The sequence below is a fragment of the Hamadaea sp. genome, from assembly GCF_013362815.1.
Classification (GTDB): Bacteria; Actinomycetota; Actinomycetes; order Mycobacteriales; family Micromonosporaceae; genus Hamadaea.
In genome coordinates, this window is the sequence record NZ_JABFVK010000052.1 from 37390 (window position 1) to 51345 (window position 13956).

General features: G+C 69.4%; 13 protein-coding genes. 6 read left to right on the top strand and 7 right to left on the bottom strand.

Annotation, left to right across the window (positions count from 1 at the left end; translation table 11 throughout):
* Position 1: 1 nt before the first annotated feature.
* From HOV77_RS23865 to HOV77_RS23880, 4 genes are all read right to left on the bottom strand, one after another.
* Positions 2-685, bottom strand: a complete 684-nt coding sequence (locus HOV77_RS23865; protein ID WP_290865240.1) for a hypothetical protein — start codon at positions 683-685, stop codon at positions 2-4.
* 86 nt (positions 686-771) lie between these two features.
* The gene (locus HOV77_RS23870; protein WP_290865242.1) at positions 772-1284 is read right to left on the bottom strand and encodes a GNAT family N-acetyltransferase; all 513 of its coding nucleotides are present in this window, start codon (positions 1282-1284) and stop codon (positions 772-774) included.
* Positions 1285-1552: 268 nt separating this feature from the next.
* The gene (locus HOV77_RS23875; RefSeq protein WP_290865244.1) at positions 1553-2470 is read right to left on the bottom strand and encodes a superoxide dismutase; all 918 of its coding nucleotides are present in this window, start codon (positions 2468-2470) and stop codon (positions 1553-1555) included.
* 71 nt (positions 2471-2541) lie between these two features.
* Positions 2542-3306: a metallophosphoesterase family protein gene (locus tag HOV77_RS23880; protein WP_290865247.1), complete on the bottom strand. Its 765-nt coding sequence runs from the start codon at positions 3304-3306 to the stop codon at positions 2542-2544.
* Positions 3307-3352: 46 nt separating this feature from the next.
* Between HOV77_RS23880 and HOV77_RS23885 the strand changes: the two genes are divergently transcribed.
* Complete coding sequence (locus tag HOV77_RS23885; protein ID WP_290865248.1) at positions 3353-4975, top strand: glycoside hydrolase family 71 protein; 1623 nt, start codon at positions 3353-3355, stop codon at positions 4973-4975.
* Here the strand turns inward: HOV77_RS23885 and HOV77_RS23890 are convergent.
* Positions 4972-5940 carry a DUF5937 family protein gene (locus HOV77_RS23890; RefSeq protein ID WP_290865250.1) on the bottom strand — a complete coding sequence of 323 codons (969 nt, stop codon included), beginning with the start codon at positions 5938-5940 and terminating at the stop codon, positions 4972-4974. The two genes, HOV77_RS23885 and HOV77_RS23890, sit on opposite strands and share 4 nt — an antisense overlap.
* Before the next feature lie 64 nt (positions 5941-6004).
* Between HOV77_RS23890 and HOV77_RS23895 the strand changes: the two genes are divergently transcribed.
* From HOV77_RS23895 to HOV77_RS23910, 4 genes are all read left to right on the top strand, one after another.
* Positions 6005-7228 (top strand): MFS transporter, encoded by a 1224-nt coding sequence (locus tag HOV77_RS23895; protein WP_290865252.1) that lies wholly within the window; start codon positions 6005-6007, stop codon positions 7226-7228.
* Positions 7229-7643: 415 nt separating this feature from the next.
* Positions 7644-8048 carry a helix-turn-helix domain-containing protein gene (locus tag HOV77_RS23900; RefSeq protein ID WP_290865254.1) on the top strand — a complete coding sequence of 135 codons (405 nt, stop codon included), beginning with the start codon at positions 7644-7646 and terminating at the stop codon, positions 8046-8048.
* An 89-nt stretch (positions 8049-8137) separates the two neighbouring features.
* On the top strand, positions 8138-8662 hold the full coding sequence (locus tag HOV77_RS23905; RefSeq protein WP_290865256.1) for a hypothetical protein: 525 nt from the start codon (positions 8138-8140) through the stop codon (positions 8660-8662).
* The gene (locus tag HOV77_RS23910; RefSeq protein WP_290865258.1) at positions 8659-9897 is read left to right on the top strand and encodes an MAB_1171c family putative transporter; all 1239 of its coding nucleotides are present in this window, start codon (positions 8659-8661) and stop codon (positions 9895-9897) included. The genes HOV77_RS23905 and HOV77_RS23910 overlap by 4 nt, the downstream gene beginning before the upstream one ends.
* On the opposite strand, the gene HOV77_RS23915 is transcribed toward HOV77_RS23910, so the two are convergent.
* Positions 9796-10158 carry a DUF3037 domain-containing protein gene (locus HOV77_RS23915; RefSeq protein WP_290865260.1) on the bottom strand — a complete coding sequence of 121 codons (363 nt, stop codon included), beginning with the start codon at positions 10156-10158 and terminating at the stop codon, positions 9796-9798. The two genes, HOV77_RS23910 and HOV77_RS23915, sit on opposite strands and share 102 nt — an antisense overlap.
* Entirely contained in the window at positions 10155-10934 is a 780-nt protein-coding gene (locus tag HOV77_RS23920) for a HipA family kinase (RefSeq protein WP_290865262.1), read from the bottom strand. The genes HOV77_RS23915 and HOV77_RS23920 overlap by 4 nt, the downstream gene beginning before the upstream one ends.
* A gap of 320 nt (positions 10935-11254) precedes the next feature.
* Here HOV77_RS23920 and ppdK point away from each other — a divergent pair, with 320 nt between their 5' ends.
* Entirely contained in the window at positions 11255-13903 is a 2649-nt protein-coding gene (ppdK, locus tag HOV77_RS23925; RefSeq protein ID WP_290865264.1) for a pyruvate, phosphate dikinase, read from the top strand.
* The last annotated feature ends 53 nt before the right edge of the window (positions 13904-13956 follow it).

A 13956-nucleotide genomic window follows, 5' to 3' on the forward strand; every position in this document is an offset into this window, starting at 1 on the left:
GCTACGCGCTCGGCCGGCGGCCCGACTTCCGCAGGCACTTCTGGGCGGCGATCCGGGCCTGCTGCGCCTCGCCGGCGGCGTCGGCCGCCTCGTCGGTCAGCGCCCGGGCGGCGACCTGCGCGATCTCGTACGCCTGCCGCGCCGAGCGCTCCAGGAGAGCGGCCGCGTCGTACCGGCGTCGCGCCTCGACGTCTTCGGCCCGAAACCGAGTGAGCTCGTGCGACTGCTCTTCATGCGTGGCATCCCAGCCGTCGATCTGCTGCCAGAGGGTCTGCAGCTGTTCCACGGAGATCACACCTTGCCGGTACGCCACCATCGCCGCCCGGGACGCCTCGCCGACCGGCTCTCGAGCCGATCCGGTGCTCTCCTCAATGGACAATCGTTGGAGCGCGTCCGCCAGCGCCTGCGCCGCCCCGACTTGGAGCCGATCGCAGTCGTCGCGGTGGTTCTCCGCGTTCTCGAGTTCGACGCTCCTACGGGCGGCCGTGTCCGCCGCCTCCAGTGCTTTGGTGAACGCCGCAGCAGCGATCGCTTCCAGCTCACGGGCTTCTTCGACCAGCGCACGGCAGTCCGGGGCGGACTTGCGGCCGCCCGAACCACTCGACACGAGGAGAGCGAGTGCGGCGACGGCGAGCAGAGCGGCGGCGAAGATCCCACCCCAGACGGTGAACGCCGACTCCGACACGCGCTGAGCGTATCGGGGGTACGGCGAAAGTTCGACCGTTAACTATGTCCGCGCCTTGTCGATCAGGAGCGGGGGAGAGAGACAGGTCAGCGCGTGAGGAGGGCGAGGCCGTCGTCTTCGGTGCGTACCTGCCAGCCGAGGCGAGCGTAGAACGCCATGGTCGCCGTGGCGGCGGTCCGGGTGACCAGCCATGCCGGGTGGTCGCCGACGATGGCGGTCAGCAGCGCCCGGCCGAGTCCCCGGCCCCAGGCGTCGGGGCGTACGGCGAGCTCGACGACTTCGGCGGAGCCGGCCAGCTCGGCGACGACGTCGCTGCCGAACCGGTCGCCGAGCAGCCCGTAGAAGCCGTCGGCCGGCACCGGGGCCGGGGTGCGTACGCGGAAAGCGAAACCGGCGATCCCGGATTCGTCGTGCGCCCAGGCGGCGGTGAATCCGTCGCGGCCGACCCAGCCGGGCACCGCGGCGACGAACGTACGCACCTGATCAGCGGATTCGTCCCAAGGTGGGCCGGCGAACGCGGCGCGATAGACCTCGGCGAGCTCGTCGAGGGCGGCGAGGAACGGGGCGGGTGGGGCGTACTCCACCGAGGGGTGCGGCATCCAGTGATCTTAAGAGCGGAAAAACACCGTTGCAGCGGTGAAGATCGCGTGGGTAGATTCTGTCGTACACGGGAAAGGAGGTGGTCCAGCTGTATAGCAACGGGACTCGTGAGGTGGCTGTCCGCTAGCCGCTGTCCTTGACTGCTTCGTCAGGGCCGTGTGACAACGGTGTGGCGAATACCAGGCAGCTACCCGACCCCCAGGGCTCTTCCGGCTCAGTCCAGCCGGTCCGCACCAGCGGAACCCTGGGGGTCGCACCATTTCTCCGCTAGGCGGGCAGGCGTACGACGTTGTAGGTGACGTCCGGCGCCGGGTCGACGTCGAACCGGGCGTTCACGGCGTACACGGAGGACCCGAAGAGCGCGATCGTCGCCGGGACCTGCAGACGGGGATCGGTGATCTCGTCCAGCAGCATCGCCGTGTCGCCGTGCAGCTCGAACTTCGAGATGATGTTGTCGGAGTTGCGGCAGATGTAAAGCGTCCGGCCCCGGCGGATCATGCCGTCGCCGTTGAGCAGGCTGGCCCCGCCGACGTCGATCTGCGTGGCCGTGCCGTGCCGCGGATCGAAGGCGAACAACCGTCCGGCCACCATCTGCACGATCAGCAGCCGGCGGCCGTCCGGGGTGGTCTCGATGCCGTTGTTGAACGCGTCGGACTCGCCGAGCCCGCCCGGCAGCGTGATCGCGTACGCCGCCGACGGGTCGGGCAGCCGGCCGCCCCGGCCCAGCGGCACCACGAAGAGCTGGTCGCTGGGCGAGTCGGTGAAGTAGACGGCGTCCTCGGTCGCGATCGCGTCGTTCACGAAGCCGCCGCCGAACTGGTATTCGGCGAGTTTGGCGCCGGTGCCGGCGTCGTAGACCACGGCACCGCCGTTCGGGCCGGTGCAGGCCCAGATCCGGTTGTATCGGTCGATCTCCAGCCCGATCAGGTGGCCGTCGGCCGGGCCGGGGATGAACACGCCACCCCGTCCGGTCAGCAGGCTGCCGCGATAGATCGAGCCGGTCGCGATGGAGCCGACGTAGAAGTTCGTGCCCGAGACGGCGATCCCTTCGGGATTCCAGCCGTCGGGCAGGTCGATGACCTCCGGCAGGGTGGCGTGCCCGCCGGCGGCCTCGGCGGAAGTCCCGCCGAGCAGTCCGGCCAGCGGAGCGGCCGCGAGCGCGGCCACCATCGTCCTTCTGCGCATGGACAGTCCTCCTTGGACGGCGGGCCCCCTGCCCGCCAGCAAGGAAACCGGCTGGCCGCACCGATCGGTTGTCAGTCGCTGAAGACGAGTCCTTCCGCGTGCGCGGTGACCTCGGCCGGGGTCGGCGGCGTGAGCAGGTATCGGGTGATCACGTCGCCGCGGGGATCGCCGGTGTCCGCGCACGCCCGCACGGCCTCCTGAACGTCGTACCGGGTGGAGCGCAGAGCGACGTCCGGCCCGAGCAGAGCCCAGTACGCCGTGCCGGGTTCGCCGAGGTGGTAGGGCAGGCCGACGCTGCCGGAGTTGACGCTGCGCCGATCGGCGACCGCCCGGTCGAACTGGATGTGCGTATGCCCGGTGACGATCACCTTCTCCGGTACGCCGGCGGAGAGTTCGGCGTACCGGGCCTCCGGGGTCTCCGGTGTCACGAGTTCGGTGTCCTTGCGGGGCGAACCGTGGCAGAACAACACGTCGCCGAGCCCTTCGACGGCCACCACGACGGTGAACGGGAACGACTCGAGGAAGTCGATCGCCTCGGCGGAGTGCTGCTGGGGCAGCCAGACGTCGCGGTCGCCGGACGGTTCGCGACCTCGGCGGGCGAGCTCGTAGACGGCCCGGTCGGCGTTTCCGCGTACGCACACCGCCCGGTCGCCCAGCTCGCGGATGAGGTCGACCGTCCGCTGCGGTTCGGGTCCCCAGGTGACGTCGCCGGGGAAGACCAGCAGGTCGGCTGATCGGACGTCGGGTTCGGCGAGGACCGCCCGGAGGGCGGGGACGTTCCCGTGGACGTCGGCGAGGACGGCGACTCGGCGTACCGGTCCGTAGCGGGGGGTCATGCCGCGATCATGCCGCGTCACCGGCGTTGACGCGAGGTGCTCGGCGGTGGAGACTCCTGACCACAGTGGACTGACGAGGGCGGCCGGGGCGATGCGTAGACGGGTGGTGCTGAGCGCCGTGGCAGCCGTGTCCGGCGTACTGCTCCTCGCGGCGGCCGGGGTGGCGGCGTGCTCGGTCGCGACCCGGGACACCGCGCCGACCAGCCAGGAAGCCGGCATCGCCGGTGTCGAAGGCGCGTCCGCCGATCCGAGTGCGAGCGGCAGTCCGAGCGCCGGCCCCAGCGTCGTGCCACCCACCAACTGTGGCCGGTACGCCTTCACGAAGGCGTCCACGAGCACCCTGCGGTCGTCGAAGAAGAAGGCGTTCGCGTTCTACTTCCCGCCGTACCCGATCTCGATCGACAACAAGGATCCGAGTGGCGACTATTGGGCCAAGTGGACGACCGAGGCGGACCGCCTCGCCAGCGGGACGAAGCAGGGCGAGGAGATGCTCGACCGCCCCCTGACCCGGGCTCCGTTGTCGGGCGACTGGCGGCAGAAGGATTTCGAGACCGAGATCCGCCAGGCCATCGACATCGGCCTCGACGGGTTCATCTGGGAGTACCACAGCGTCAGCTCGGATGCCCGATGGACCCAGTTGCCCGTCATGCTGGCGGCGGCCAAGGCGGTCGACCCCGGATTCCGCATCATGCTCAGCCCCGATCTCCAGCAGGGCGCGAGCACCACGCAGACGTCGATCGTGGCCGACGTCCTCAAAGTGAAGAACGAACCGGCGATCTACCGGGTCGACGGCAAGATCGTGCTGGCCCCGTTCTATCCGGAGCGGGTCGCCGCGTCCTTCTGGGACGGCGTACGCACGACGCTGGCGAGCAGCGGAGTGCCGAGCGTCCTCGTGCCCATCTTCCTGTCGGGCTCGCCGAACTCGCGCGCGCCCGCCTGGAACGCCAGCGTCTACGGCTACTCGCTGTGGGGCAACCGGTGGGTCTCCGGCGCGGACACGGTCCGAAAGGGTGCGGTCGAGGCGCATGCCAACGGCCGCAAGTACATGGCGCCGATCGCGTTCGAGGACACTCGCATCTACGACGGGCGCTACTGGGAGGCGTCCAACAGCGGCGCGCTGCGGGCGACGCTGGAGAAGGCGATCGCCGGTGACGCCGACTGGATCGCGCTCATCACCTGGAACGACTACACCGAGTCGTGGATGGCTCCCTCGAAGGGCCGCGGATACGCCGTCGCCGACACGGTCGCGTACTACACGTCGTGGTTCAAGACGGGCAGGCGGCCGAGCCTCGTCCGCGACGCGCTCTACTACTTCCACCGCAGTCACCGCACCGACGCGCCCTACGACACGAGCAAGCAGCAGATCGCCATGCACATTCCGTACGGCGACAGCGCCTCGAACAAGGTCGAGCTGCTCGCCTTTCTGAGCGCACCGGGCAAGCTGGTGATCAAACAGGGGAATACGGTGTCCACGAAGGACGTGACGGCAGCCGGAATGGTGTCGTTCTCGGTGGCGATGGTGCCCGGCACGACACCTTCCTTCGAACTGCAACGGAGCGGCAAGATCGTCCAAGCTCTGCAAAGCAAGGTGCCGATCAAGGCCAAGGTGACCCACCAGGACATGATGTATCGCGCCGGTGGCGGCACTTCCTGCGGTGGCAAGGCCTAAGCGAGCAGGGCTTCCGCGCGATCGGTCCGCAGGTGCAGCACCGTGCGGCCGTCACGGCTCGTCGACACCAGCCCAGCCCCGCGCAGCACGCCCAGGTGCTGCGAAACCGCGCCCGCGGTCACGCCCAACCGGGTGGCGAGGTCCGTCGTCGTCGCGGGCTGCGCGAGCGTCGTCAGAATCTCCGCTCTGGTACGCCCGAAGAGGGCGGCCAAGGCGTCCGACACCGGTTCGGGCCGCTCCCACAGGGTCGCCACCCCGCGAGCGGGGTACCGCAGCGTACCGGCCGCGACCGGGCGGACCGACGCGGTGACGCGCGGCCAGCAGAAGACGCTCGGGCACAGGATGAGCCCGTTTCCGTTGAGCTGCACCGGCTTCTTGTCGTACGGCGGGCGCTGTGGATGGACGTGGAGCACTCCGTCGGCGAACCGGACCTCGTCGTGCAGACCCGCGAAGAGCCCCTCGAAACCGCCCTGGGCCAGCAGACCCGCCCGGTACGCGATGTCGGCCTCCAGCACCCGTCGCATACGAGTCCAATGGGGAGCGATGAGAGCCTCGAAACAGGCTTCGAGGGCGCCGGCCGCGGCGCGCACGCCCTCGCGCGGGTGCTCCGCCAAGCGCCGGGTCCTCGAAGTGTCCACTTGCAACGTCTGCAGCTCTTCGCGTACCCGTGAAGCCGAAACGGCCTTGATCCGACGCAGCTCGTCGCTGAGCGCGGGCAGCCGGACGTCGGGCGCGGGCAGCAGGAACGCGGGCTTGAAGCGGTCGTTCGCGGCCAGATCGAGCAGCAGGTCCACCCCCGGACCGGCGGGTACGCGCGGCCGAGCCCACCGGGTCCACGGCAGGTGGACGGCATGGACCCCGGGCCGCCGCAGTGCCGCGAGCGCGAACACCGTCTCGTAGGCGGGGGAGACGGCGAAGCGCACGCGGGCGAGTTCGAGCCCGCCCAACGGGATTCGCAGAGCCATGCTTTCAATTTAGCGCTCGCTAAATCGTGGCGACGTCCGGCCAGGTCGCCGCAGCATCCCCGGCATGACGGTTCTTGTGGAAGCGGCGACCGGCCGCTCGCGGCGCGACTGGCGCCTGCTGTGGAGCGCGGGGGCGATCTCGAGCCTCGGCGACGGCGCGTTCCTGGCCGCCCTGCCGCTGCTCGCGGCGACGATGACCAGCGATCCGCGGCTGATCGCGGGAGTGACCGCCTGGGGGACGCTGCCCTGGCTGCTGGCGGCGCTGCCGATGGGGGCGCTCGCCGACCGGCTCGATGCGCGCCGGGCGTTGGCGCTGGTCCAGCTCGCCCAGGCGGCCCTGATCGGGGTGCTCGCGGTGCTGGTCATGCTGCGGTCGGGCGGCATCGTCGCCGTGTACGCCGTGGCGTTCGCCGTCGGGCTGGCCGAGACGCTCGCCAAGGTGTCCGGGCAACGGCTGATTCCGGCCGTCGTCGAACCGGCCGACCTGGAGAAGGCGAACGGGCGGCAGAACGCGGCGCTCTTCGCCAACCGGCAGTTTCTCGGTCAGCCGCTCGGCGCCTTCCTCTTCGCGTACGCGGCCGGGCTGCCGTTCTGGGTGGACGTCGCTTCCTTCCTGCTCTCCGCGCTGCTCGTGTCGGGGCTTTCGCGGAGTGCCCCGGCGGTGTCCACTCGGCGGGCACTGCTTTCGGACATCGCCGCCGGGGTGCGTTGGTTGGCCTCGAATCGGCTGCTGCGTACGCTGTCTTTGCTGGCCGGCGTGGCCAACCTCGCCAACTTCCTGGCGATGGCGACCTTCGTGCTGTTCGTGCGTGACCGGCTCGGCGTTTCCGACGCGGCGTACGGAGTGGTCGTCGCACTGACCGGGGTCGGCGGGGTGCTCGGCAGCCTCCTCAGTGGACGGATCGTCGGCCGGTTCGGCGGGCGGCGTACCGTGACGACGACGCTGTTCGTGACGCCGATCGCGATGATCCTCCTCGGCCTGTACGCCCGCGACATCGTCACCCTCACAGCACTCGCCTCGATCACCACGTTCAGTGCGTCGCTGTGGAACGTCGCCGTGTCCTCCCTGCGTCAGCGCACCGTCCCGGCCGAGCTGATGGGCCGGGTCAGCAGCGTCGGCCTCCTCCTCGCCTTCGGTACGCAGCCGCTCGGCGCGCTGCTCGGCGGCCTTGTTGCGGGGTGGTGGGGGCTGGCCGCCCCTTGGCTGGTCGCCGGGGTTGTCCGGCTTGTCGCCGCCGTCGCTTCGCTCCGGCCGCTCGCCTCCTGGCCTCGCGCGCTTTCGCGCTGACCCTTTCCGCGCGTGATCATGGGCGGCCATGATCAGCGGAAGATTCGCGGTGCCATAGCCCCACATTTTCTCCGTTGATCTCCGCCATGATCAGCGGCGAATGCGGTGGGTGGGAGGCGGGGACGGGTCCAGACGCACAAAAGCGGCTGTCTGGCCGGGAAGTTCGCCCGGACCAGACAGCCGTTGTGCCCCTCCGGATACCCCCGTCGCTCGGCTGAGCGCCATCCGGCCTGGTCTCCCGGCAAATCCTGAGCTGCGCGCTGCATAAACTGCCGCTATAGTCCTAGCTCAGGCCTTCTCAACGTCAGTTGAAAACAAGGAGCTTGAAGTATCGCGGGGACGGCATACAAGTGTCAAGAGTTTATGTTTCAAGGCATTGCCGTAAGCTGATGTTGAGAACGGGGGTGGTGATCAAGTGACTTTCGCCGATCGGTTGGATCACCTGTTCGGTGCCGTGCGCCCGGCCGGCCGGGGTGAATACACCTACGAAGAAGTCGCGGAGGCCATCCGCGCGACCGGCGTGATGATCTCGCACACGTATGTGTGGCAGCTACGGAAAGGCAAGCGGGACAACCCGACCAAGCGCCATCTCGAAGCGCTGGCCGAGTTCTTCGGAGTGCCGCCGGCGTACTTCTTCGACGATTCGGTCGCCCAGGCGACCAACGCCCAGCTCGATCTGCTCGCGGCGATGCGCGACAGCTCGGTGCGGGCGCTCGCGCTGCGGGCAGCCGGGCTGTCCGCGTCCAGTTTGCAGGCGATCCGGGGCATGATCGAGCAGGCTCGGCGGATCGAGGGGTTGCCGGCCGAACCACCCGCGTGAGCGCCGGCAGCGCCGATATGAGCGCTGAGAACCCCAGCGTGTGGGCCGAAAGGTTGACCGCTACCGGGCGGCTGCATGACGATGCACCAATGCGTCTACGCCGCCTGCGCAAGGAGTGCGAAGCGCGGCTGTCCGGGCTCCCGGTGCCGCGCCCGTTCGACGTGCGCGCCTTCTGCGAGCATGTCGCGCAGTGGCGGGGCCGCCCGCTCCACCTCCACGAGCTGCCCGTCGACGACGTGGCCGACCTGCCGTGCGGTATGTGGATCGCGACCGACCACGCCGACCACGTCTTCCATCTGCCGGGCGGCAGCAGCCTGCACCGCGACCACATCGTGCTGCACGAGATCGGCCACATGCTGTTCGACCACACCGTCGCGGCGGAGTCGTCGGACGAGCCGGATGCGCTCGACCGGCTGCTGCCCGACCTCGATCCGGCCATGGTCCGGCGGGTGCTGCGCCGCGGTGGCTATTCGACCGAGCAGGAGCGGGCGGCCGAGATGATGGCATCGCTCATCCTGCAGCGGGCCGCCACGGCCGCGCCGGCCGGCCTCGACGAGGTCTTCGGCCGTGCCCGCCGGGCGGACGCGGTTCTCGCCGAAACCTCCGGGCGGTGACCGTCGCCGACGTCGCCGTCCTCGCTCTTCTGTGGAGCGTGGGCCTCGTCCGGCTGGTCCGGCGGCGGCCGTCGGCGCATCACCGGGTGATGACGTTCAGCCTGCTGGCCATCGCAGTTGCAGCGACCGCGCACGAACCGGCGATCGCACAGGCCCTCGACTCGATCACCGGCGTCGCGGACCTGGCGGTCGGAGTGCGTACGCTCAGCGGCGTCGTCGCAGCCGCCTCAGTGTGGGTGTTCGCCGAGGCCCTGTCGGGTCCGGCGGAGCCGCGGGCGTATTGGCGGCCCCGGCTCTATGTGATTCCGGCGGTCGTCCTGGGCTGCCTCACCGTGCTCTTCTGGACGGCCGTTCGGCTGCCCGGTCCCGGCTCGTTCACCGACGAGCAGTCCGGTCATCTTCCGGTCGTCCTCTTCGGCGTCTTCTCCTATCTCATGTACGCCGCCGCGGCCGGCCGCGGAGCGGTGCTCTTCTGGACGCAGGCCCGCACCGTCGGGCGGACGCTGCTGCGTACCGGGCTTTATGTGCTGTGCGTGGCGGCGGGACTGTTCTTGGCGTACGTGGCGCTGCGGGCGCTCTGGCTCGTCGGGGAGAGCCTCGGAAGACGACCTCCGCCGTGGCTCGCCGAAGCTCAACAGGGTGAGCTCACGCTGGGCTTTCTCCTGCTCGCCGTCGGATGCGGCCTGCCGGGTCTCGCCGTTGCGAGGGATTACGTCGCCGACTACGCCGCCTTGAACCGGCTGCATCACCTGTGGCACACCCTGCAGCGGGCGGTGCCGGGGTTCGTCCTCGGCCGTACGCCGTCGCGCCTCGGTGATCAGCTGAACCCGCTCAACGTCAAGATGCGCCTCTATCGGCGGGTCATCGAGATTCGCGACGCGCAGTGGAGCCTGGGCGCACCGGTGGACCCCGACCCCACGACCGAGGCGGCTCTGCTGCTCATGGCGTTGGCGGTGGCGGGCAAGTCGGCGGCGAAGGGCACCTCGAATCCCCGGGTGCGGATCGCCTGGCCCCGCAACAGTGCCGATCCCGGCGACGCCGTCAACCGGGAGGTCGCTCATCTGCTCCTGGTCGCGGAGTACTTCGCCAGCGCGTTCCCGCCGCTGTTGCTGCCACCGCGGCAGCTGCCGCGGCTACCGGACGAGGACGGTGAACAGCCGTTCGAGTTCGGCCGCCGGGTCCTCGGTGAGTCCCGTGTGGACCGCTCCGGGCTGCACGATGGTGCTGCGGGGTGAGGTGAGCCACCGGAAGCGCTCGCCCAGCGTCATCCGCTGCTCTTCGTCGCAAGCCTGCCGGTAACCGAGGAGGACGGCCTCCACCGCTTCGAGGTCGGCCCCGGGGTCGAGCGCGCGCAGCCGGTCCACGTCGAGGTGCGTACGCACGGCGAGGAAATCCCGGCTCCGGCAGTAGACCACCAGGCCGACGTTCATCATCTCGCCGCGCTCGATCCGGGGGACGAGCCGGATCAAGGCGTACTCGAAGGCCACCCGGGTCACGCGACACCTTCCCGGGACGGCAACCATGCGGCCGGCTGCTCGACCCGGGCGAGCAGATGCGCGATGTACGCGGCTCGCGCCGCTGCCGGAGTCTCGAAGTCGGTCGTCCAGGAGTTCGGATCAACCAGCCATTCGTCCGGCACCAGGTCGAGCACCTCGGTCAGCAGCTCCGGCGTGACGAGCGGAGCCAGCGCCTCGTGCGCGCTCTCGACCGAGGTCGACTGCCCGGCGAGCACATGATCGGCGGCTTTGAACGGCCGCAGCACATTGTTGGCGGCGCTCGCCCAGTTGTGGTGGAAGTACAGGCTGGCGCCGTGGTCGATGAGCCACAGCGAACCGTGCCACATGAGCAGGTTCGGGTTACGCCAGGTGCGGTCGACGTTCTCCACGAGCGCGTCGAGCCAGACGACGCGGTCGGCCAGCCCGGAGTCGACCTTGTGCACGCGCGGATCGAAGCCGAGCGAGCCGGGCAGGAAATCCATGCCGAGGTTCGACCCGGCGCTGTTGAGCAGCAGTTCCTGTACCTCGGGGTCGGGCTCGGCGCGGCCCAGCACCTCGCCGAACTCCATCTGGGCCAGGTCCGGCATGGGCAGGCCGAGGCGGCGGGCGAGCTCGCCCACGATCACCTCGGCGACGAGCGCTTTCGGGCCTTGGCCGGCGCCTCGGAACTTCACGACGTACGTGCCGAGGTCATCGGCCTCGACGACGCCGGGCAGCGAGCCGCCTTCGCGCAACGGGGTCACGTACCGCAGCGCGGTGACCGACGGAAGGTGCATAGCGCTAGACGATACGGGTTGGCGTCGCCGGGATTGATCAGGTACCTGCGGAGTCGATCAGGGCGGCATGGACGCGCCACGCCGGTCGAGCACGCCCGAAAGTTCATGATCGCGCGGCAGAGCGGGGGGAGGGGCGCGGCAGAGCGGGGGGAGTGGTGTGCGAAAGAGCTCGATGGAGCGTGCCCACGGACTAGTATGAACTGGACAACGGTCAATATATGTGCCATTTCTCACGACCGGTTTCAACCTGGTCGCGACGAGGAATACGGTGCGGCCTGAATGAGCGTTCAGGAGCGTTCGGCCGACTGGAGGATCCCGGGATGACCGAGAAGTTCGTCTATGCGTTCGCGGAGGGCAACAAGGACCTCAAGGATCTCCTCGGTGGCAAGGGAGCCAACCTCGCCGAGATGACCAACCTCGGTCTTCCGGTGCCGCCCGGGTTCACGATCACGACCGAGGCGTGCCGGGTGTACCTGCGGGACGGCAAGACCCCGGATTCCCTGGACGCGGAGATCACCGAACACCTGGCCGCGCTCGAACAGGCGATGGGCAAGACGCTCGGCGACCCCGAGGACCCGCTGCTCGTCTCGGTACGCTCCGGCGCGAAGTTCTCGATGCCCGGCATGATGGAGACGGTCCTCAACGTCGGGCTCACCGACGCGAGCGTGCCCGGCCTGGCCCGGCAGTCGGGTAACGTCCGGTTCGCCTGGGACTCGTATCGCCGGTTGATCCAGATGTTCGGCAAGACCGTCTGCGGCGTACCGGGGGATGCTTTCGAGCACGCCCTCGAGGCGGCCAAACGGGTCAAGGGTGCGTACGCCGATGTCGACCTCGACGCCGACGATCTCCGCTCGCTCGTCGACGCGTACAAGCAGATCTTCAAAAAGCACACGGGCCGTGACTTTCCCCAGGAGCCGCGGGAGCAGATGGAGCTGGCGATCCGCGCCGTGTTCGAGTCGTGGAACGCCGAGCGCGCGATCCTGTACCGCCGTCAGGAGCGCATTCCGGGCGATCTCGGCACCGCGGTGAACGTCGTGGCGATGGTTTTCGGCAACCTCGGCGACGATTCCGGGACCGGCGTGGCCTTCACCCGCGATCCCGCGACCGGCGAGCCCGGCGTCTACGGCGACTACCTGCAGAACGCGCAGGGTGAGGACGTGGTCGCGGGCATCCGCAACACGGTGCCGTTGCAGGACCTCGAAGGTCTGGACGCCACGAGCTTCACCGAGCTGATGCGGATCATGTCGGTGCTCGAAAGTCACTACAAGGATCTGTGCGACATCGAGTTCACCATCGAGCGCGGCAAACTCTGGATGTTGCAGACGCGCGTCGGCAAGCGGACAGCGGCCGCAGCGTTCATCATCGCGGGGCAGCTGGTCGACGAGGGCATGATCGATTCCGACGAGGCGCTGCGGCGGGTCACCGGGGCTCAGCTGATGCAGCTGATGTTCCCGACCTTCGCCCAGACCGACGTCGAACCGCTGGCCAAGGGCATCGCAGCCTCGCCGGGCGCGGCGGTCGGCAAGGCGGTCTTCGACTCCGCCCGGGCCGCCGAGTGGGCGGCGAACGGCGAGAAGGTGATCCTCGTCCGCCGTGAGACGAACCCCGACGACCTGCCGGGCATGATCGCCGCCGCCGGCATCCTGACCAGCCGCGGTGGCAAGACGAGCCACGCCGCGGTGGTCGCTCGTGGGATGGGCCGGACCTGTGTCTGCGGCGCGGAGGAGCTCGACGTCACCGACGACAGCTTCAAGATCGGCACCACGACCGTCCGCGAGGGCGACGTCATCTCGATCGACGGCACCACTGGCAAGGTCTACCTGGGCGAGATCCCCGTCGAACCCAGTCCCGTGGTCCAGTACTTCGAGGGCGAATCGGTGAACAGTCCGCTGGTCAAGGCGGTCGATCGGCTGCTGGGTCAGGCGGACGAGCGGCGTCGCCTCCAGGTGTGGACGAACGCCGACACCGCCCCCGACGCGGCCCGGGCCCGCCGGTTCGGCGCTCAGGGCATCGGCCTGTGCCGGACCGAGCACATGTTCCTCGGCGACCGCCGCGAACTGGTCGAGGCGCTGATCCTCGCGTCCACACCGGACGAACAGGAGCGGGCGCTCGCGGCGCTGCTTCCGTTGCAGCGCGCGGACTTCGCCGAGATCCTCCAGGCGATGAACGGGCTGCCGGTCACCATCCGGCTCATCGATCCGCCGCTGCACGAGTTCCTGCCGCCGTTGGAGGACCTCGCGGTCCGCGTCGCCACCGGCCAGGCGTCCGATCGGGAGAAGGAACTGCTCGCGGCGGTTCGGCGCACGCACGAGCAGAACCCCATGCTCGGGCTGCGCGGCGTACGGCTCGGCCTCGTGATCCCAGGCCTGTTCGCGATGCAGGTCCGCGCGATCGCCGAGGCCGCGCGCCAGGTCAAGCAGGCCGGTGGCGACCCCCGGCCCGAGGTGATGGTCCCGCTGGTCGGTGCGGTTCAAGAATTGGAAGTGGTACGCACACAGGCGCTGGACGTCATCCGTGACGTGGATCCGGGCGTATCGATTCCGATCGGCACCATGATCGAGGTGCCCCGGGCGGCGCTCACCGCGGGTGAGATCGCCGGAGCGGCCGAGTTCTTCTCCTTCGGCACCAACGACCTGACCCAGATGGGCTGGGGCTTCTCCCGGGACGACGTCGAAAGCGCGTTCTTCGGGCGCTACCTGGAACTGGGTGTCTTCGGGGTGTCCCCGTTCGAGACGCTGGACGCCGACGGCATCGGCCGGCTCGTCCGCATCGCGGTCGAGGAGGGCCGGGCGGCCCGGCCGGATCTGCAGATCGGCGTCTGCGGCGAACACGGCGGCGACCCCGATTCGGTGCACTTCTTCGACCGGGTCGGGCTGGACTATGTGTCGTGTTCGCCGTTCCGCGTACCGGTCGCCCGGTTGGAGGCTGGTCGAGCGGCGCTGACGACCGGAGATTCGGACACGCGATGATCAGTCGGTGAGGGTTCGCCGACTCTATGTTGGCGACGCCGCTCCACGTAGCC